Here is a 19,707-nt window from a genome sequence, read left to right on the forward strand (position 1 = left end):
AGTAGGGAGTAGGGAGTAGGGAGTAGGGAACAGGGAACAGTAGGAAAGACCTTTGAAGAGTTTTTGATGTTATTGGAAATGCTATGTCTTAAACAGCGGAAGGACTGAGTTGGATTAATTCAGCAATAGCAGGGCCAAAAATCGTGGGCATGGATTGTTCTGGACGACACAACAAGGTCTTGGCAACCTGAAGCATGGCAATCCCAGCATTACCAAAGGATTTTTGGTACTCAATCATCGCCCGAATTCGTTGAATCAAACCAAAACCTGTAAATTGCACTACTGTCCGCAAGAAATCAGGTCGGTGTTCTAAAATTTCTGGAAAGGTTTCAAAATACCCTTTGGTTAGGGCAGCAATGGAAGGCTGGAGCTGTTCCAAGGGGGTCATGGCTAAACCTAGGGATTCTTCAATACTTAAAGATTTACTGATAACCAGGCTACTCAGCCAGATTTGCACATAGCTACTGATCAGTGTTCCTAAATCAAACCCTGGGTCTCCCCAACTACAGCGCTCCCAATCAATTAGTCTGACAATGCTGGTACTCTGATGCTCCCAATCTTGGTGCAGAAGGATATTATTTAGCTTTAGGTCATTGTGGGTCAGACAGCAGGGGGCAAAAGCATTGCCTAGTTGTGCGATCGCTTGCCCTAAACTATCGTATCGTTGATAAAGGGCAAAGAATTTCAGCCCGTCAGCAGGTACCGCACCAAAGATTTCTGGACCAATTCGTTCTAAACTATTAACTAATCTAGGCACTTGGTCAGTGGTTTGATTATCGTTTTCGGTACCAAAAAAATCTTGATAGTCTTTACGATTAAATGTATGATGATGGATTTTTCCTAAAAGGGTGCCGATGGTGCCAGCAACGTCTGGAGGAAAGATATTTTCCTTGGCGTAGAAATCCATTAAATCCCGATAGTCATCGAGATAGCGGAAAACCATAATGGAATTCTCACCATCAAAATGCAGCACCTCTGGTATCAAAGAGCGGAGGTTAGCAAGTTCTGGAAATTTCTGTAAGAATTCTTGAATTCGCCATTCATTCAAAAACTCACCAGCGGCTTTCCCTTCCTGGTTATGTCGCTCCTGCTTTACGAGCAGCTTATTACCATCTGGAAAGGTCAGCAATAAGTTAAAATTCTTGGCTTCCAGTGGCTCAATTTTACTGAGAGCTTGCTCGGAAGGATTGCATAAACCACGAGCAGCTAGATAGTCAAAAACATTATGAGAGTTTAATATGAATGTCATAATTAGGGAATCGGGAACAGGGAACAGGGAATAGGGAACAGGGAATAGTGTGGGGCGGGGGCGCGGGGAGTGGGCGCGGGAAGTGTCAGAGGTGTGATCACAAATCAGCATTTGGTTTTATGATCTATTGGGAAATGCTGTATTTATTCAAAAGTATAGGTAAAAGGAAAGTTATTCTGCCAATAATTTATGCTTAAAAACAGACGCAACTAAAACTTTTATGTCCCTAAACTATTCAGGGGAAGTGTGGGAATTGTGGGAAGTGTGGGGAGTGTGAAAAGTCAGATGAGCAAGTGACTTGGAAACCCCCAAGACCAGTCTGCATCGCTGCTCCGAAGTCCCTACTCCCTACTCCCTACTCCCTACTCCCTACTCCCTACTCCCTACTCCCTGTTCCCAGATCCGCTGTTCCCTTTCCTATATAACTAAACTAGTTATGTCATCAAAATATTCAAAAATCATAGAAAATTATAGAGGGCTGGTTTTCATAATCTATTGGTAAATTCTCTAGACTACGGTGGCTGGATAAAATGACATTGGTAACCGAAAATTAAGGATAATTTTAACTTTATTATGGTAAATCTATGCTTTGAGTATGCCAGGCTGATGTATGCGATCGCTTTTAGCGTGGCCATAGGCCAATCGCGTAGCGGCTCAATGCTGAGCATCGCATTCGTTTTATCAGAGTGGGAGAGTTTGAGAGGGAAAAGAATACCCCGTCGAATTAGGTCGGGGATGAATATTCCGTCTCAAATAGTGTTAATATAAAAAGTAAGGGTCTCAAAAAAACTGGGTATTGACCCTACTCAGCTACCCTGGCCATAGGCCACGCGGGGCGCGTTCGGTGCGCGGGAAAGTTACGCCCATGGAGATAACAACCAACTATGTTGTGCAAAGGATACCCCATTCCTGCGACGGATGGGGATGAAGTCCCTGGTTGATAGCTGAAGTCGAAGTCTATGGCTTGAGCTGGGGCGTTACCACCAATGACTGCTGCAGATGCCAGGGACAAGGACTTGATTAACTGGCGATTCTTCATAAAATCTTACCTCCTAGAAATTACTGACGAAATTACGGACATGGATACTGTCAGTATGAAAAGGTAATGTATGCAATCGTGTTTGTGATCTGAGGCTGATGTATAGGATCAGGTTTGTTATTGGAGCCTGATGTATACAATTGTGTTTATTTATCTGTGTTTGTTTAGGATAACTGAATGAGTCGTTTAGGATCACTTAATGAGTCGTTTAGGATCACAAAAAACCTGTGTTACAGATAACTAGTTTGAAATTCGTAAATCTACAGTAAATCTAATGATGAGCTCTCCATGCTTGATCTGGCAAAACTGGCAGGACAAATTCCTGGTATTAGTAAGCACCTGAGACTAGAGGCGGTGGCGTCTCGCCAACGCTTAGAACGGGCTGAACAATTACTGGCAAAGGCTAAAACACAACAAGAGAGTTTGCTCAAGTCTCATCAAGAATGGCGCGATCGCATGATCTTCACGGCGGCAACACCTGCCGAACCTCTAGATACTTGTGTTGATATCAGTATTCCCCCTGAAAGCCATAGTGTTTTCGCCACCGATGGGTCTCAAATTGCCCCGTCTCACCACGAAATCCTCTACTGTTATGTGATTAATGTGGGTCGGGTAATGTTGCACTATGGACAAAGTCTGTATCCTCTGTTGGATAGTATGCCCGAAGTGTTCTACCGACCGGAAGACTTATATATTTCTCGTCAGTGGGGGATTCGCACGCAGGAGTGGATGGGGCATCGGCGCACGATTTCCGAGGTATCGATGTTAGCAGAAATGGCTTGCCGTTGGGTGAAACCACCAGCTCCCCACAGGGATACCCCCAATCTAGCGATAGTAGATGGTTCCCTAATTTACTGGTTTCTTGATGGGATGCCAGGGGAAGCACGCGATCGCATATTGCCTCCGATTCTAACAGCTTGGGAGCAGTTGCGTTCTGTTAATGTACCCCTGATCGGCTACCTGAGTGCTTCTCGTAGTGTGGAAATGGTTAATTTCCTCAGATTACCAGCTTGTCCCTATGAAACACCAAAATGTATCACCCAATGTGGTAATCTAACCGACAAGTTGCCCTGTCAGGTGATTGACCCCCTCCGGGATACCACTCTCTGGGCAAGTTTATTGAAACCAGGACAGCGTAGCCCTCTATTTCAGAGTTCCGCACGGATTCTGGATTTATACGACCATCATCGGATCTATTTCTGTTATGTCCATGTTGGCACAGAAATTGCTCGTATCGAGATGCCAGAATGGGTAGCCCAAAATTCGGCATTGCTCAATCAAGCCTTGAGTTTAATGCTGGGGCAGGTCTATAAAGGATATGGTTATCCCATTGCTGTGTCTGAAGCTCATAATCAGGCGGTGATAAAGGCCGGTGACCGGAATCGCTTCTTTGCTTTGCTTGAACAACAAATGATTCGGGCAGGTGTCAAGAATGTGGGAATATCTTATAAGGAAGCTCGTAAACGGGGTAGTATTAGTTGAATGAAGAATGAAGAATGAAGAATTTAGAATGAAGAATGAAGAATGAAGAATGAAGAATGGTGAATGGTGAATGGTGAATGAAGAATGAAGAATGGTGAATGAAGAATGGTGAATGAAGAATGGTGAATTGATAATTTATAATGGACCATGAAGAATGGTGAAGGCAGAATGGTGAAGGCAGAAGGCAGAATGGTGAATTCTACATTCTTAATTCTTAATTCTACATTCTTAATTCTACATTCTTAATTCTAAAAGTTTGATTTTTAGCTTACCCAAGTAAAAACAGTGTCATGGCAAATGTATTAAGAATTCTGTTTAAGCAAGATAGCTATCTCAAGCAAGAGCCGATTCAATCGTCGCAATTGCCTGATAATAAACGTCAGATGGTACCAGCAGGTACTCTATTAGTACTTCGCTATTATGGTCAGGAATCTGGCAATCACATTAAACTGGGTTTAAAAGATATTGCTTTTAAGGGTTTCAGTGGTGATTGGTATGCCTTTGAAGACCATGTTGCAATTATGATGGAGAGTCTGCAACCGGTAGAAACTGTTAGTAATGTAGTGTCTAAACAAAACGATCAGACTGCTTTAAACATTCCTATTTATCAGAATACCTTAGTCAATCAACCCGTTTTACTTAACCTTTTCTTTAATCAAGATACGGTAATTAAGCGAGCTCCTATTCAATCTAGTATGTTGAATGAAGCATCAAAGCAGGAAATTCCAGCAGGCACTGAATTGGTGATTGTGACAGATCAACCTAATGCTGATAATACGGTTAAGTTTACTGTGGAGGAGAATCACGTAAAATTTACCCTGAAAGATCTGGAATTCAAAGGCTTTAGTGAAGATTGGTATGCCTTTGCTGGACATGTTGGTATTCAAGGGATGGGCTGATGTCAGCGGTCAGCGGTCAGCGGTCAGCGGTCAGCGGTCAGCTTTGTGGAACAGGCTTCTAGTTTGTGGAACAGGCTTCTAGCCTGTGACTATTAAACCCATGCTTACCTCTTTTATTCACAAGCTGACCGCTGATTGCTGATAGCTGTTCGCTTAGCCTGCGCGTAGCGCATATGCTTAAATTACTATTAAAAATCAGAATCATTAGTCAGCGTCTCAATCAACAAATCCATCTGTTGCTGTCGCTTAGCCAGAAAATCCTCACATTGATGGAGATATTCGACAGCAGCGGAGAACTGATCAAACACCTCTGCTAGTTCTAGTTCTCCCGTTTCTATTTTCCTAATAATGGTTTCAACTTTAGCCACCGTCGCTTCATAGTTCCAGGTTTCTCCAGAAGCTATTTTACTTAAGTTTGAATCAGTTAGGTTTGAATCAGATTGAGTTTCCATAGATAGTAATTGTCAATGGGTTGAGGTACACAATTTTTTGATTTTAGGGAATAGGGAATAGGGAATAGGGAACAGGGAACAGGCAATAGGCAATAGGCAATAGGCAATAGGCAATAGGCAATAGGCAATAGTTAATAAAGTATAGCGCTACTCCCGACTCCCGATTCCCTACTCCCTACTCCCTACTCCCTACTCCCTTCCTATAGTGAAAATCCACAAAGCTTATCCCTTTGAGCATCACGGTTATGGTGCCAATAATCGTACAACCAACTACAACCGCGCCGTAGCAAATAATCCACATCCAAATTCCACAAAATCACGGTTTTGTCTTTACTAGCAGAAGCAATTAACTTACTATCGGGACTAAAACTAACTCCAAACACCGAATCGTTGTGTCCCTTAAAGGTATTAATTAAATGTCCATCCCGACTCCAAAGATTAACCGTTGTATCACCACTAGCAGATGCGATTAAGGTTCCATCAGGACTAAAACTAACCCAATTCACGGCACCATTATGGCCTTTCAAGGTATTGAGCAACTTGCCATCACGATTCCAGAGTTTTACCGTGCCATCACTACTAGCAGAAGCAATCATCTCGCCATCTGGACTAAAACTGACCCAATTGACAGCATCATTATGCTCTTTCAACGTATTGAGCAACTTGCCCTCACGATTCCAGAGTTTTACCGTGCCATCATTACTAGCAGAGGCAATCTGCTTGCCGTCTGGGCTAAAACTGACTCCCCAAACTTTATCCTGGTGCCCCTCTAAGGTCTTGACTAAGGTGCCATCTAAAAGCCAAAGTTTAACGGTTTCGTCAGCACTAGCAGAAGCAATTAATTCACCATCGGGACTAAAACTAACTCCCCAAACCTGATCCTGGTGTCCTTCTAGAGTGTCAAGCAAGGAGCCATCTAAATTCCAGAGTTTCACCGTTTTATCTTCACTAGCGCTAGCCATGATCGTGCTATCAGGGCTGAAACTAATTGCAGTCAACCCTTGACCATGAGCCAAGAAGGCTTTTCTGCTACGATCTTGAAGCCTCAACAGTTGAATGGTATTGTCTGCACTAGCAGTAGCAATTATTTCACCATTGGGGCTGAAACTTACACTCCTGACAGCTTGATTATGGCGGATCCGTGCCAGTATCCCCCCGTCACTGGCCCAGAGTCTAATAGTTTTGTCTACACTAGCAGATGCAATGGTCTTGTTGTCGGGACTGAAAGTGACATCTACCACCATTTCGCTATGTCCAGCCAAGGTTTCGATTAATTCCCCATCACTGTTCCAGAGTTTGATAGTGTGATCAGCACTAGCAGTGGCTAGCCTCTGACCATCGGAGCTAAAACTGACATCCAGAACCCAATTACGATGACCTTCGAGGGTATCGATTAATGTCCCATTAGTTTGCCAGAGTTTAACAGTGTTGTCTGTACTGGTAGATGCAATAGTGTTGCCATCAGGACTAAAACGGACACTCACCACTGGTTGTGTATGAGCTTGCCAGGTTTTCAGCAGTGTTCCGTCCCTGCGCCAAAGTTTGATAGTTTTGTCTTTACTAGCAGAAGCAATTAACTGACCATTGGGAGAAATACTAACTCCCAACACCGAATCACTGTGACCGGTTAGAGTCTGGAGTAAAACACCATCTTTACGCCATAGTTTGACGGTTTTATCCTCACTAGCCGATGCGATCATCTGGCGATCGCGGCTAAACCTAACACAATGGACTGTTTCGGTATGCCCATCTGGCCCATCTAAGGTCATTATCAGGGATCCATCCTTACGCCACAGCTTCACAGTTTTGTCTTCACTACCACTAGCGAGGATCTGACCATCTTGACTAAAACTGACACTGTGGATTCCAGCCCGATGACCTCGCAACGTTTTGAGCAAGGTACCGTTTTTGCGCCAAAGTTTGATAGTCTTGTCTCGACTCCCAGAGGCAATCAGCTTACCATCTGGGCTAAAACTGACACTACTGACCCAATCTCGATGTCCCTTTAAACGGTTACGTTCTCTGACCCCATAAACTGCCTGTCGTAGAGCAGTGACTACCCGTGTCTCGGTCTCTGGATTAACCCCAAGGGATTGCTGCAATTGCTGGGCTGCCTCTAAACTGAGGATGAGGGCATCAAAGGTTCTGTTGGCATCAACTAGAGCTTTTGAGGAGTAGCTCAGGTCACTCAAATGGTTGTTGGTTTTACTGATAGCGTAGCGAACCCCAAGTATACCGGTAATCACCATCAGACTGAACAGTGCCATTCCTGCCCAACGTGCTTCTCGCAATCGTTGTCTGAGAATTCGATTCAGCTTTTCTTCGGTTTTCCTTTGTTTTTTGGTTATTTTGGCCAGTTGGTTTTGGAGTTCTTGTTCTTTAACCAGTTGCTCAATTTTATCCTGGCTCTGTTTGTCTTTCTGGCGCAGATTTTCTAATTCTGCTTGCAGTTTCGATTGCTTTTTCTGGCGGATAACGTCTACCAGGTAATCGTGAACCAGTTGATAGCGGCTGATCGGAACTTCTGGTAATAGAAATACCAATCCTGATTTCTCAAAAATTTCTAAAATTAAATCTAACGTATGGTCTTCTAAGCATGACTCTATGGCTAGCTCGGAGCGATTTTTAAGGGGACGATTTTTATTGTCATCAGTCAGTAATGATAACACTAGCCAAGCACCTGTTTCATTCTCAGGACCGCAATCTTTAATAACTTTTTCTAAAAACCGCTCCACCAGTTTAGCTTTGGGACCATGGTGCTGATACTGAGCTAAGGTAGTAATATTTTCTGCTTGGATTTGAGCCCCTACTACTTGCAACTCAATGGGACGAACTTCTCCAAGTTCAGCTCCTAATTCTCTGACTAATTCATCAATTAAAGCTGGCTCTAAATAAAAATTAGCCCGATGGGTTAAGCTTTGAATAACAGAATAAGCATCTTCTAAGGGAAAATTGACTAATGGATAACGAATTTTTTTATCTAAGATATTACTTTCTATAACTTCCCAAGTATAATGTTCTAATTCTAGTAAGTTATGCAAAGCGTTATCTCGGATAGAAAAAATTAGTTTTAAATAGGGTAATTGAAGACAACTAACTAAAAAATCATAAAATAGTTTTCGTTGGGATTGATGGGAATAAACGGAGAAAAAATCTTCAAACTGATCAAAAATTAAAACCGTTAACCAGTTATTGTCGGCGTTGTGTTGTAATTGCTCCACCACAGAGGAAATTAGGCCGTTACCATTAGAATTTAGAAATTTTTCCCTGATTAAGGGTTCGTCATTTCCATTTCCTGATACCTGATCAGCCAAGTGTTTATGCAGTTCCCCCGCCCAATCGGTGTAAACTTGTACGACAATCGGTAACCCAATGCGATCGCCAAGGGGTCTATTTTTGAGTGCTGGCACTAATCCAGCATGGACAATGGAACTTTTTCCAACCCCTGACTGACCATGAATCACTGTCAGTTTGTGATCAGCACGGGTAATCCGTTCCATTAAGCGGTTTACATCTCGCTGACGTCCAGAAGCTGCCATTTCTTGGGGAATAAGGTCTTGTGGCTGTACGCCATGCCAGCTGGGATTATTAGCTCCTCGTGGTGGCTGTAGACGACTAGCACCAATGAAGGCACGGAAGCCATACAGCTGCTCCACTGCCCGTTGTTCTTGTTTAATCCGAAATGCTTCTAAGTATTGCCCTTGTTCAAAGTAAAGGCTACGTAATCGTTCCAACAGGTGCAGGTAACGCTGAGGCTCATAGCGATAATTGCTGGATTCTATGGCATCTGCCAGTTTCTGACTCGCTTTTTCCAGCTGCTTGTCGGCTTGGGCTAGATTTCCCTGCTTTCCTTGGGATTTTACCAGAAATAACCGATAGAGCTGGGCTAATAGCAATGGATGCAAGCCTTGGTCATGGGGCTGATCATCAGCAGCAACAACCAAAATTAATAGAGCTTTCTCCGCTAATTGACCAGCATCGTCCCATCGGGATTGCTCAAGGGCTACTTCTGCCAGAAAGCCGTAATCTTGGGCTAGTTGCACCTGAGTCCCATAGGTTTCATGAAGCGACAGAGCCTGTTGAGAGGTGCTTTGTAAGAATGACCACGCTTGTAGATGCTGCAGCAGTTCAGCTAGCTTACTAATAAAAATAGCCACCAGATCGTGACGCCCCGCTTGGGTGAAAATTCCCATACATCGATGCAGATACGGCCAAGCTTCTTCCCAATAGCGCTGTTTATGAGCTTGATTTTGGTCAGCCTGGCGACAGTAACACAAACCGAGATAAAACAATAATAACCCCTGCCGTTCTAAGTTATCGGTTTGCTGCCAAACTCTTAAGCTTTTACGAAATCGCTTCTTGGCTAGATTTATGCGATCGCTTATATAGTCATCTAGACCCAAAACAAAGTCTAGACTAGCGTCTAATTCCTTGTCCAAGGTAATGCCACGACTATGTAAATCTTTTAGGGCAAAATCCAGTTCAAATCGACGTTGGTTTTGGAGTGCTGAGTTCCTGGAATAGGTAATACAAATATCGGGGTTGGTTGGTTGGAGGTTGGGAGGTTGGAGGTTGGGAGGTTGTTGGGAGGTTGAATGTTGGGAGGTTGAATGTTGAAGGTTGGAATGTTGAAGGTTGGAATGTTGAAGGTTGGAATGTTGAAGGTTGGGAGGTTGAAGGTTGGGAGGTTGAGAGCGTAGCGTGGCCTTTTGGCCAAGGTTGGTTGGTTGCTTGGAGGTTGGTTGGAGGTTGGTTGGTTGTTCGCCTTTGGCGTTTCCGCCCAGTAGGTTGGGATTTGGGATTTGTGGCGTGGTTGGGGGGGAAGGCTCTCCAGAGTTCAATAGACAGGCAAATACGATTTGAGCCTTTTGTCCGAGAAAATTGACTAACTCTGTGGTGGTCAGTTCAAACTTGAGGGGAGTTGCTGCCCAACTGGCAAAATCTGGTGCCAAGCGCATCAGTTTTTGCAATACCTGGTCATTAACCCACAATATTAGAGGAAAGGTTAGGCGTTTACGAAACTCATCCCGGACTTGATTAGTAGAGGTAAGTAATTCCTCAAGGGCAACCACTGACTCTAAACCAACAATCAGTAATGCGGAATGAGGGGGTGAGGAGGTAGGAGGGTCAGGGGATGAAGAGTCAATGGGGGTAGAACTCTGCCTGTTCCCGCATCTGTCTATCCCCTTGTCCTGTCCACGCCCCAATTCCCTGTGTTCGTAGTTTTGGATGGTGGTATAAAGGGTGGTAGCCGATGGCGGTATGATAAACTCTGTAATCTGGTATTGGGGCTGACACAGTGCTTTGAGGCGTTGCAGCATCTGTTGTTGCAAACCCTGGTAGTTACATCGCACGATCACAAGGGAAAATTCCCCTTGTGAAAATGCGATCGCTCTAGAGAGAGCCTTTAATGTACTATCGTTGTATTGGGCAGCGTCTGCTGGTGATTTTGTTTCAACCATGACTTAAACTGCGGTGCCTCTTCTAATGCTGGATTTATACCAAACCAATTTCCATCGCGATCGCGGTATTCAAAGACAAACATACTGCGCAATAGGGTTTGGTATTCCGTATCACCCCTGACTTTTTGCTGTTGCACCACCTGGAAAAGTAATTCCCACTCCTCATCAGTAATTGATGAGATCAGATAATCCCGACGTTCGAGAATCACATTTTCTAAACACTCACTGGGAATCGGTGGGTTTTCTTGCCTAAGACAATCAAACAACAATCCTAGCAAGTTGCGCACATGACCACCACTAATTTGGCACAGGCGGTTTAAAGTTTCTATATTATCAAATACCTCCGGGAGCAAAGCAAATCGTTCCTCAGGAGTTTGATTGGGGAAAGCTCTAACCAGTACCATTTCTCGTAGCAAAGCCATGCCATCGGGAAACTCCTGACCTGTGCGCAGTTTAACTGGCACCATCGGTAAGATTTTAGGAGTAAGTCCACCACCTAAGCGATTCTTCAGGGTTTCGCACTCATTGGAGAAAGTTAACGCCAAGGGAATTGTGTAAACAATATGGCAATTGAGTCGGCGTAACTGTTCACCCCGGTCAATGAATAAATATTCTGGTTGCGATCGCCCAGAGGGTAAGGGGCGAATATCCACCCGATCCAGATTATCCACAATCACCACTAGTCCCGCTTTGCCCTTTTTCTTCAGGGTAGTGGTAGCAGGTTTTAGTAGTTCTTCATTAATCGAGTCTAAGATTCCACTAGTGCGAGGTTCGAGGTATTCCCGCAATCGACGCCGCAGTTTAGGACTTTCCTTAGTTTTAGCCGTTATTTTGCCAATGCCTACCGACAATTCTGCTTCAGCACCCAATTCAATTGGTGTCCGCAAAAAATCGGTAATTTCTGTAAAAAGATTGACAAAATAGCCTGGTTTTATATTAATTTTAATTTTCTCCAGACTTTCACTGACTTGACCAGCTATACTCAGCAAAATATCGCTTAGATCAACATCAGCCATGTCTAAATCTTGAGACGACTCAAAATAAACGACATGAAATTTCTGTTGCTCTAACTCAGCTTTTAGTCTAAGTAATTCTGTGGATTTACCACAGCCAATATGCCCTGTAAACAGCTGACAAGTCGGCTCATCTGGAGAAATTAGGGTGATGGTTCGCTTGAGGGACTCAATAATTTTATTTCCTCTGACTGGGGAAAAATCAATATAGTATTTTATCTCATTGACATCTCCCATGCTCAGGGGCTTGCTGGGATTACAAGCTTTGTAGAATCTTGGCAGATCTAATACCATGATAGCGTAATTTTCCTTCCTGATTTAGTCGCAGGACAATGCTAATTACCACGTTTTTGTAGCACCTAACTTACCTTTTAAAAAAGGGTTTTGCTAACCAATAAAGATGCCCCCCTAAATTCTGTACATATGTCTAGCCATTCACACTTTTGTTCTTGATCTTTTGCTTCATCCCGGCTGGCCAAGGATAAAGACGGTGGGTTTTGACTATCGAGTTTACCCTGAAAATTTGTCCATGTTGGTTTATTATGGCTAACTTTACCATAATTTAGTATTTGGGTATCCGTGAGACTCTGACCTAAGTTCAGTAGCATCGGCAAGGTTAGACTAACACTTAATAATTGGCTGATCATCTCATATCTCTCCTATGGTTTCCATCGAACCAATGGTGTAAAGCAATGATTAACTCTTCTACAGCTGTGGGTTGTAATCAGGAAGTTGCAAGGGATGAATAATGAATGTAACTGATGTAAGCTGTAAGGCATATATTTCTATGACGGGTGATTTCTCAAAAGTGATTCCTGAACTGATGCTCTAGGATCGAAAGCAGAAGTATCCTAAGCAGGAGGTGCCGTTTTGACCGAATTCTGGCCTGAGTCTGACTCTGTTAACTCTCTAGATCTTGACCAGGATTTAGATGGCGCAATTTCAGGTTTTGAGCAAATCCAGGCAGAACTGAACTACAAACAGGCACAAGACTCGCTCAAGGATCTGGTAGCTAACCTTGACCTATCCCGTAGAGAAAAAGCTGGTTTAGATGCTCAAATCCAAGACTTGGGCAATCTGCTTGAGAAGCTGGAAAATACCTGTATCCAAATTGCTGCCTTTGGCATGGTGGGACGGGGGAAATCCTCTGTACTCAATGCCTTAGTGGGTCAACCTGTATTTGAAACTGGTGCCCTACATGGGGTGACCCAGAATGCTCAAACTGCTAATTGGCAGCCCCATAATCAAAGCCCTAGTCAAACCTCTAGTCAAGAAACCCATAAAGAAACCCATAAAGAAACCCATAGCCAACAGGATATTCTACAGGTTGCCCTACCCAGTATTGGTAATTCCCAAATTCAGCTAATCGATACCCCAGGGATTGATGAAGTAGATGGGGAAACTCGGGAAGCCTTAGCCCTAGAGGTGGCTAAACAGGCAGATTTACTGTTGTTTATTATTGCTGGTGATATGACTAAGGTAGAGTACCAAGCTCTATCTCAGTTAAGAGCTAGTGGTAAACCGATGTTACTGGTGTTCAACAAGATTGACCAATATCCTGATGCTGATCGCATGGCAATTTACAGCAAAATTCGGGATGAACGGGTCAAGGAGTTGCTTTCACCAGCAGAAATTGTGATGGTTGCTGCTTCACCTTTGGTATCTGTAGCAGTGCGATCGCCTAATGGCAGCATTCAGGTCAAGCGCCGCCGAGGGAAACCCCAGATTGACGATTTGAAACTAAAAATTCTGGAAATTTTACATCGGGAAGGTAAATCCCTTGTTGCTCTTAACACCATGCTTTACGCCGATGAGTTGAATGAAAACTTGGTCAACCGAAAAATGAAGATTCGGGATGATAGTGCTAATCAAATTATCTGGAAAGCAGTAATAACTAAAGCATTTGTCATTGCTCTCAATCCAGTTACTGTTGTGGATATCCTCACCGCTACTGTAGTTGATGTGGTAATGATTCTTACTTTATCCCGTCTCTATGGTATTCCTATGACTGAGCAGGGAGCTATTCAATTATTACAAAAAATTGCTATGAGTATGGGAGGTATTGGTGCTAGTGAACTCTTGGCTAACTTGGGATTGAGTAGCTTAAAAAGTATTTTGGGGATTTCTGCCCCTGTAACTGGTGGGGTTTCCCTAGCGCCATATATGTCAGTTGCCATCACCCAAGCTAGTGTTGCTGGAGTTTCTGGCTATGGTATTGGACAAATTACCAAAACCTATTTAGCCAATGGCGCATCCTGGGGAGAAGATGGACCAAAAGCCGTTGTTAGACGAATTCTCTCCTCTCTAGACGAAACCTCAATTCTCCATCGCATTAAAGGAGAATTGAGGGCAAGATTATCAAAAGTTGAAGGTTGAAGGTTGTCTGTCAGAATGCAGAATGTAGAATTAAGAATTAAGAATTCTACATTCTACATTCTTAATTCTTAATTCAAAAAGGGCGAACAACCTTGGCCAATAGGCCACGCTACGGGAATAACTTCGACTTACTTTTTGAAAGAATCTAGCCATTCTCTAACTTGCTCACCAGCAACATCGCGACCTCCGAGACCGAAGGCTAATGCGATCGCAACCGCGATTGCGCCTAAGAGTAAACCAAAGGCTAAGTTCACAATATCAGGGGCAATGCCCATTTGTTGTAGACCTAGGGCTAAAGAAAAGGCAATAATCGAAATCCTAGCTACTTGTGCCAGGATATTGGATTGGCGAGCGCCGGAGCCAGTAATCAAGTTGAAAGCAAAATTAGCTAGGAACAGACCGATAGCAAGGACTACTAACCCGGACAGCACCCGAGCACCAATGAAACCGACCCCACCAACAATGTCAGTTAAGGCGGGAATCTGTAACACATCCGTTGCTGCCACAATACCAGCGATCATGATACCGATCAGTACAAGCAGTCCCGCTAGCTCAGAAGGGGTGCGACTGGTAAGTGGGTTCTGTGGTGTTTCTGATTCTGCTGTTTCATCAGTTGTTTGATCCGTGGTGCTAGGAGCGCTGGTGGAAAAACCTAGCCAATTAAATAGATTGTTGAAGCCAAGGTCTGTCAGGACGTTGGTGACCAGATCACTAACAAACTGTCCAATTACGTAGAAAACTGCCAGAATACCAGCCGCAGCAAATAGTTTGGGGATGGTATTAGTAACCTGGCTTAACATTGCGATCGAAGGGCCAGAGATGGCCTGGATCTGCAAGGCATTAAGGGCAGCGGTAGCAACGGGAATCAAAATCAGGACATAGACAATCGTACCGATAATCCCTGCTAGGGAGCGACCACCAGAGCTACTCAGTCCAAACCGCTCCCCGAGCTGATTTGTACCTGCTGCTGTCAAGAAACTAGTGACAAGACGTTGTACAAGTTGAGCAATAAACCAACCAATAGCACCAATTGCGATGGCTGCGCCAATATTGGGTACAATCCCCCAAATCTCGCCCAGCATACTTAGTACTGGATCGAGAGTTCCCTGTAAGCCTAGGGTTTCTAATACCGATGGCAGAAACAGTAGGAAGATTAAGTAGTACAGGGCATTGCCAATGGTTTGAGCCAGAGAGAACTGACTAGTGCCAGCATCGCCGACTTGCTCACCCAAGCGCTGATCGATATTCAATGCATTGAGCGTCCTGACTACTATCATCTTGACGATAGTTCCTAGTAACCAGGCAACACCCAAGAGAATCGCCGCACCAAAGACACTGGGCAGGAAGCCAAGGATGGTGTCTAGAAAACTATTCAGGGGTCCGGAAACCGTATCTAGCTTGAGGGTTTCTAGAACCGCCACTACCGTGAAAACGATGATAATCCAGAAAACCGCGCCGGATAACCATTGCTCAATTGGAGGAGGCTGGGTTCCTGACTGGCCGCCAGTAGCCCACTGAGCAATGTTGTTGTCAATATTGGTGCGATTCAGTACTGCTTTGGTAATACCAGCAGCAATCTTAGCCAGGATAAGACCAATGACTAAGATTGCGATCGCTTTAACCACATTCAGTAAGGTGGTTCCCCCATCTGCCAAAATTTGGTTTAATGCGGGAAATGCGGGAGATCCTGTCTGGGCTAAAACCAGGTGTGCCGATGGCTGCACACCCACTCCTACAATTTGGAAGATACCTTCCCAAGTTCCATTCATAGTCTTTGTTCTTACTTAAATTGTCCAATGTCACAGGCAACCCTAAGTTTCTTAAGTTCCTTAAGTTCCTTGTGACTACTGTGGTCTGGTGAGGAGCACGGTATTATCGTCTCAACTAGATAAGTTTGGGAGCGGGGAAGCTGCGCCTCTGGTGACCCCAGAGGACCCGCGACGCGGCGGTATAGGCTGCCGTCCCAAAAACAGCTGGACAACAAGAGGTGCAGTTATTGTGCTTTCCAGTTCAAGCCGGAATCGCCTTATCTGCTGCACAAGGTAAGGTTTGCCTGGCCAACGTTGTTGGTCGGTACTTTCCGAACCGCACTGTCTTACCCCTGGTCTAAGTGTTTAACGACTCGGTTCTAGAGCTTGGAGCGGGCAAAGTACCCCAAGGTAGGAACTTTAACACTTGCCAACAACGTAGATCCTTTACTGTAAGGGCAACCCCTTGGGTCAAGGTCTTAGGCTGGTCAGCTACCTGAAGGCAGGCTATCTAAGCCTGGTCTCTTCAGAGGAGGGTGCTGACTTAAAAGAACCTTGAGCAGAAGGTACGACAAGAAGATTTAAAAGTAAAGGTTGAGATGTTCATCGAGAACGTTTTACTCCTCAAATTTTCCACAGATGTGGCTTAATCTTGCCTAACTGACAAATCTTGACCCAGGAGTGCTGATATAATTTACCCATAGTTGCCGACGCAGTCAACTAGTTAGCTTAGGGGGTCTTACTCCCTAAATTAGGCTGGGTAACTTGATGGAGTGTTGAATCGGCATTTGCCCCGATGTGACGTCGGACACTCGGGAGCTGAAAGATTTCTTGGTAGGTTTGTCAGTCACTCAAGATGTAACCCTTATATTTAGAGCCAATTGATGTACAAAAATCAAGTCTTGATTAATTTTTCCTCCTCACAACTCTAGTGGTCTGGTAGTGTGGCTAGCTGCCACGGTAATCAAGATAGTCCATTGAACCTCCCCAACCCTTATAGGATGGGGATTCCCAGGCACAACCAACTAAGTGGCTGTTAACTCCATGGGCGTAACTTTCCCTGGCCTTTGGCCACGCTGCGCGAACGTTCCGGGGGTAGCCGGGTAGGATCGATACCCAGTTTTTTCGCTTATTAACGCCATTGAGGGGAAAATTCATCCCCGACCTAAGAGGACGGGGTATTCTTTTCCCCTCAAACTCCCCTCTTCGATAATGTGGAAATTTTACATGCAAAACGCCCAAATTTTTGAACAATCCATTAAAATTAATGCCAGCGCCACCATTGTCGAGCGCTGTATCACTGACCAGAGCTTAATGCATCGCTGGCTCAACCCGATTTTGCGTTGTGAATCAGTGGGGCAGTGGAGTACTGATGTCGGGAGTCGCTCGCGGTTCATTATAAACATTCCCTGGTTGCAGCCCACTCTCAAGAGTGTGGTTATCGACCGCAAGCCAGGGTTAGTGGTTTGGCAGTTCCAGGGTTTTTTCAAAGGACGAGACCGCTGGGAGTGTCAGCCAGCTGAACAAGGCACCCGTTTGGTCAACCGTTTTGAATTTGAAATTCCCAACCCCATCGTTAGCTGGGGATTCAACAGCTTTGCTGCCCAATGGACCGAGAATGATATGAAAGCCCAACTCAGACGTCTTAAATTAGTAGCAGAGGAGATTTACCGACGTGAGTGTAGTCATTAGGGATTAGGGATTAGGGTTAATCAAGCCCATGCATAGAAGCCTCTACCGATTTCCGATCTGTTCAAGTAACCGACGAATGATATCAGCATCCTCAGCTTGGGGCAGGATTTCCAAATAACGTTCCAAATCCTGGCATGCTTCTGATAAATATCCCAACTGGGAGTAAATCAGCCCCCGATCCCGCAGTTCTACCGGTGCATTAGGAAACAGCAACAACATCCGCTCAACTGCAGCTAGTGCTCTCGGTAAGTCTTGGCGATTGAGGTAAATTAATTTAAGATTCATGAGCATCCGTGCCAACAGCTGCCGATTACTAACCGGTGCTAGGAAACGTGGTTGTAGCGTTACCGGATGCCCATAAATTTGGGTTAGTCGTTCCTCGCAGTCTTGTTGAAATAAAATCTCACCACCATCGAAAGCATCCACAAAGATACCCACCTGCTCAAACTCTGGGCGAATTAAGAAATGCCCTGGCATCCCAATACCAACCATGGGAAAATCAAGGCGTCGAGCGACTTCCAGGTACACCACCGAAAGGCTAATGGGAATACCTGTGCGCCGATCAATTACCTGATTTAGGAAACTATTACCGGGATCATAGTAATCACTCCTATTACCCGAATATCCTAGGTCATCATAGAAATACTGATTCAGAGTCTTAATCACTCGCAGGGGATAGGGTTGCTCAGGCAAACGCTCCTCTACTTCAGATGCCATTACATCTAAGGCATTGAGGTAATCAACAATAGCCAGATCTGGGTATTCCTCCTGAGCTATATAAAGCGCTGCTTTTGCCAAATGAATTTGGTCATCTGGCTGATTTATTTCTGTGTAAAACCCTTGACGCCCTGAGGTAAAGTCCATTTAAAATTCCGTCAGCTACTCTGATTATATAGTATTTTTATTTGATATGTAAACATAAGATTGATATAAAAAGGGAACAGGGAATAGGGAATAGGGAACAGTGTCAATATATCCGAGGAGTTTTTAGTGTTCTCATAAAGCAAGGCAATCGCTGATAGGGAGGGGCTGCATCAAAACATGGACAAAAGTTTAAGTTTTTTTTCCTGATTTAATTCCAGTTGCCAAATCTGTATGTTGATCGGCGTGGATAATGTTTCCACTATGGGAATAGATAAAGTTAGCAATCTTGGCCACAAGTCCTTGTTGCTCGGGACAATACAGCAGTATTGTTGCAGTCGGTGAAGTCATCTTAACTTCTCGAATAAACATACAGATAGACAGCTATTATAGAAGATAATATCTGATTCGTCTAGACTCAACATCGAGGTAATTTCCGTAACGTTAATACCTAAGCATTCAGCTGAATGCTTACCTTGCAAAAACCAAGCTAAAATATGAGCAAAGCTACTGTAAAATAGGCGAGCGATGACACCCAAAACAACTCGACGTAAGTTTATCGTGACCAGTGTTGCTGCTGCGGGTGGTATTGTTGGAAGTGCAGCATGGCATCAACAGCAGTCTCAACTGTCAGCAAAAGCAGCTATTCAACTGCCAACAGCAGCTACAATGCCAGAAAGAGTGTTAGGGAAAACGGGGGTGAAAGTTCCAATCTTTGGGTTGGGAGGTGCAGGACAAACCCCTTTGTCGAAGATGAATCGAGAAGCTGATGCTGTCGCCCAAATTGAAGCGGCGTTACAGTTTGGAATTCGTTATTTTGATACCGCAGCTAGCTATGGCCCCAGCGAAAACTATATGGGTAAGGTATTACCCCCTTATAGATCTAATCTATTTTTAGCAACAAAAACAGCACAACGAGATCGAGATGGGGCTTGGCGAGAGTTAGAGCGATCGCTTAAACGCCTTCAAACTGATTCTATCGATTTATGGCAATTACATCATGTTTCTTTTCACGAAACGTTAGATCAGATTTTTAGTTCTAATGGCGCTATCAAAGCCTTTGAAGAAGCAAAAGAACAAGGAATTGTCAAATATTTAGGCATTACCGGACATCATGAACCGGATGTGATTGCAGAGGGGTTGCGGCGCTATCCCTTTGATACTACCTTAATTTCTCTGAATGCGGCAGATGTTCACCATCCTCGACCTTTTGCTAAAACTGTTTTACCAGTGGCGCGAGAGAAAAATGTAGGAGTCGTTGCCATGAAAGTTCCGGCTTATGGCAAGTTATTCAAAAATGGTGTGTTATATCAAATCCGGTTAAATAGTTATCGTTAAGCCTTGGCTGCCTGCCACCAATGAAAATGGGTCAGACCACGAATGAAGTCGCACTGCTTGAGTAAAACACAACAGCGAGCGCAAATTATCTGCTCC

Annotated in this window: 16 protein-coding genes and 1 pseudogene; 6 read left to right on the forward strand and 11 right to left on the reverse strand. The window is 44.3% G+C overall.

Features of this window, described 5'->3' with window-relative positions; all coding sequences use genetic code 11:
* Positions 1-88: 88 nt before the first annotated feature.
* Positions 89-1,249 (reverse strand): phosphotransferase, encoded by a 1,161-nt coding sequence (locus F6K53_RS29390; RefSeq protein WP_293070171.1) that lies wholly within the window; start codon positions 1,247-1,249, stop codon positions 89-91.
* Between the two features lie 293 nt (positions 1,250-1,542).
* Here F6K53_RS29390 and F6K53_RS29395 point away from each other — a divergent pair, with 293 nt between their 5' ends.
* A complete protein-coding gene (locus tag F6K53_RS29395; protein WP_293070148.1) occupies positions 1,543-1,674 on the forward strand; it encodes a hypothetical protein in 132 nt (43 codons plus the stop codon).
* Between the two features lie 87 nt (positions 1,675-1,761).
* On the opposite strand, the gene F6K53_RS29400 is transcribed toward F6K53_RS29395, so the two are convergent.
* Together F6K53_RS29400 and F6K53_RS29405 are read right to left on the reverse strand one after the other, a co-directional pair.
* The gene (locus F6K53_RS29400) at positions 1,762-1,917 is read right to left on the reverse strand and encodes a hypothetical protein (RefSeq protein ID WP_293070146.1); all 156 of its coding nucleotides are present in this window, start codon (positions 1,915-1,917) and stop codon (positions 1,762-1,764) included.
* 134 nt (positions 1,918-2,051) lie between these two features.
* Positions 2,052-2,288, reverse strand: coding sequence for a hypothetical protein (locus F6K53_RS29405; protein ID WP_293070144.1), 237 nt, complete (start codon positions 2,286-2,288; stop codon positions 2,052-2,054).
* A gap of 288 nt (positions 2,289-2,576) precedes the next feature.
* On the opposite strand from F6K53_RS29405, the gene F6K53_RS29410 reads away from it, so the two are divergent.
* The gene (locus F6K53_RS29410; protein ID WP_293025261.1) at positions 2,577-3,770 is read left to right on the forward strand and encodes a DNA double-strand break repair nuclease NurA; all 1,194 of its coding nucleotides are present in this window, start codon (positions 2,577-2,579) and stop codon (positions 3,768-3,770) included.
* Between the two features lie 290 nt (positions 3,771-4,060).
* Complete coding sequence (locus F6K53_RS29415) at positions 4,061-4,669, forward strand: hypothetical protein (protein ID WP_293038802.1); 609 nt, start codon at positions 4,061-4,063, stop codon at positions 4,667-4,669.
* 188 nt (positions 4,670-4,857) lie between these two features.
* On the opposite strand, the gene xseB is transcribed toward F6K53_RS29415, so the two are convergent.
* The 5 genes from xseB to F6K53_RS29440 all read right to left on the reverse strand — a co-directional run bounded on the left by xseB (position 4,858) and on the right by F6K53_RS29440 (position 12,243).
* Positions 4,858-5,121: an exodeoxyribonuclease VII small subunit gene (xseB, locus tag F6K53_RS29420; protein ID WP_293070142.1), complete on the reverse strand. Its 264-nt coding sequence runs from the start codon at positions 5,119-5,121 to the stop codon at positions 4,858-4,860.
* Positions 5,094-5,249 carry a hypothetical protein gene (locus F6K53_RS29425; RefSeq protein ID WP_293070140.1) on the reverse strand — a complete coding sequence of 52 codons (156 nt, stop codon included), beginning with the start codon at positions 5,247-5,249 and terminating at the stop codon, positions 5,094-5,096. Before F6K53_RS29425 ends, xseB begins: the two co-directional genes overlap by 28 nt.
* A gap of 72 nt (positions 5,250-5,321) precedes the next feature.
* Complete coding sequence (locus F6K53_RS29430) at positions 5,322-10,583, reverse strand: hypothetical protein (RefSeq protein WP_293083118.1); 5,262 nt, start codon at positions 10,581-10,583, stop codon at positions 5,322-5,324.
* Entirely contained in the window at positions 10,529-11,890 is a 1,362-nt protein-coding gene (locus tag F6K53_RS29435; protein WP_293070136.1) for a P-loop NTPase fold protein, read from the reverse strand. The genes F6K53_RS29430 and F6K53_RS29435 overlap by 55 nt, the downstream gene beginning before the upstream one ends.
* Before the next feature lie 77 nt (positions 11,891-11,967).
* Positions 11,968-12,243 carry a hypothetical protein gene (locus tag F6K53_RS29440; RefSeq protein ID WP_293070134.1) on the reverse strand — a complete coding sequence of 92 codons (276 nt, stop codon included), beginning with the start codon at positions 12,241-12,243 and terminating at the stop codon, positions 11,968-11,970.
* A gap of 223 nt (positions 12,244-12,466) precedes the next feature.
* On the opposite strand from F6K53_RS29440, the gene F6K53_RS29445 reads away from it, so the two are divergent.
* The gene (locus F6K53_RS29445) at positions 12,467-13,972 is read left to right on the forward strand and encodes a GTP-binding protein (protein ID WP_293070132.1); all 1,506 of its coding nucleotides are present in this window, start codon (positions 12,467-12,469) and stop codon (positions 13,970-13,972) included.
* Positions 13,973-14,100: 128 nt separating this feature from the next.
* Here the strand turns inward: F6K53_RS29445 and F6K53_RS29450 are convergent, their stop codons facing one another.
* The gene (locus F6K53_RS29450; RefSeq protein ID WP_293070130.1) at positions 14,101-15,741 is read right to left on the reverse strand and encodes a mechanosensitive ion channel; all 1,641 of its coding nucleotides are present in this window, start codon (positions 15,739-15,741) and stop codon (positions 14,101-14,103) included.
* 1,206 nt (positions 15,742-16,947) lie between these two features.
* Here F6K53_RS29450 and F6K53_RS29455 point away from each other — a divergent pair.
* A complete protein-coding gene (locus F6K53_RS29455; RefSeq protein WP_293073419.1) occupies positions 16,948-17,412 on the forward strand; it encodes an SRPBCC family protein in 465 nt (154 codons plus the stop codon).
* 42 nt (positions 17,413-17,454) lie between these two features.
* Here the strand turns inward: F6K53_RS29455 and F6K53_RS29460 are convergent, their stop codons facing one another.
* Both F6K53_RS29460 and F6K53_RS29465 read right to left on the reverse strand, forming a co-directional pair.
* On the reverse strand, positions 17,455-18,276 hold the full coding sequence (locus F6K53_RS29460; protein ID WP_293073417.1) for a SirB1 family protein: 822 nt from the start codon (positions 18,274-18,276) through the stop codon (positions 17,455-17,457).
* A 210-nt stretch (positions 18,277-18,486) separates the two neighbouring features.
* Positions 18,487-18,624 (reverse strand): annotated as a pseudogene (locus F6K53_RS29465) (formyltetrahydrofolate deformylase); the annotation flags it as partial.
* Positions 18,625-18,801: 177 nt separating this feature from the next.
* Between F6K53_RS29465 and F6K53_RS29470 the strand changes: the two are divergent.
* Positions 18,802-19,611 (forward strand): aldo/keto reductase, encoded by an 810-nt coding sequence (locus tag F6K53_RS29470; RefSeq protein ID WP_364305741.1) that lies wholly within the window; start codon positions 18,802-18,804, stop codon positions 19,609-19,611.
* Positions 19,612-19,707: the final 96 nt, after the last annotated feature.

Source organism: Moorena sp. SIO4A1 (assembly GCF_010672065.1).
Taxonomy (GTDB): domain Bacteria; phylum Cyanobacteriota; class Cyanobacteriia; order Cyanobacteriales; family Coleofasciculaceae; genus Moorena.

Excerpts from the sequence above, each read along its gene's own strand:
- F6K53_RS29415 (WP_293038802.1), top strand. The coding sequence starts at position 4,061 with ATGGCAAATGTATTAAGAATTCTGTTTAAGCAAGATAGCTATCTCAAG.
- F6K53_RS29450 (WP_293070130.1), bottom strand. The coding sequence starts at position 15,741 with ATGAATGGAACTTGGGAAGGTATCTTCCAAATTGTAGGAGTGGGTGTG.
- F6K53_RS29390 (WP_293070171.1), bottom strand. The coding sequence starts at position 1,249 with ATGACATTCATATTAAACTCTCATAATGTTTTTGACTATCTAGCTGCT.
- xseB (WP_293070142.1), bottom strand. The coding sequence starts at position 5,121 with ATGGAAACTCAATCTGATTCAAACCTAACTGATTCAAACTTAAGTAAA.
- F6K53_RS29430 (WP_293083118.1), bottom strand. The coding sequence starts at position 10,583 with ATGGTTGAAACAAAATCACCAGCAGACGCTGCCCAATACAACGATAGT.
- F6K53_RS29410 (WP_293025261.1), top strand. The coding sequence starts at position 2,577 with ATGCTTGATCTGGCAAAACTGGCAGGACAAATTCCTGGTATTAGTAAG.
- F6K53_RS29435 (WP_293070136.1), bottom strand. The coding sequence starts at position 11,890 with ATGGTATTAGATCTGCCAAGATTCTACAAAGCTTGTAATCCCAGCAAG.
- F6K53_RS29400 (WP_293070146.1), bottom strand. The coding sequence starts at position 1,917 with ATGCTCAGCATTGAGCCGCTACGCGATTGGCCTATGGCCACGCTAAAA.
- F6K53_RS29440 (WP_293070134.1), bottom strand. The coding sequence starts at position 12,243 with ATGATCAGCCAATTATTAAGTGTTAGTCTAACCTTGCCGATGCTACTG.
- F6K53_RS29460 (WP_293073417.1), bottom strand. The coding sequence starts at position 18,276 with ATGGACTTTACCTCAGGGCGTCAAGGGTTTTACACAGAAATAAATCAG.
- F6K53_RS29405 (WP_293070144.1), bottom strand. The coding sequence starts at position 2,288 with ATGAAGAATCGCCAGTTAATCAAGTCCTTGTCCCTGGCATCTGCAGCA.
- F6K53_RS29455 (WP_293073419.1), top strand. The coding sequence starts at position 16,948 with ATGCAAAACGCCCAAATTTTTGAACAATCCATTAAAATTAATGCCAGC.
- F6K53_RS29470 (WP_364305741.1), top strand. The coding sequence starts at position 18,802 with ATGACACCCAAAACAACTCGACGTAAGTTTATCGTGACCAGTGTTGCT.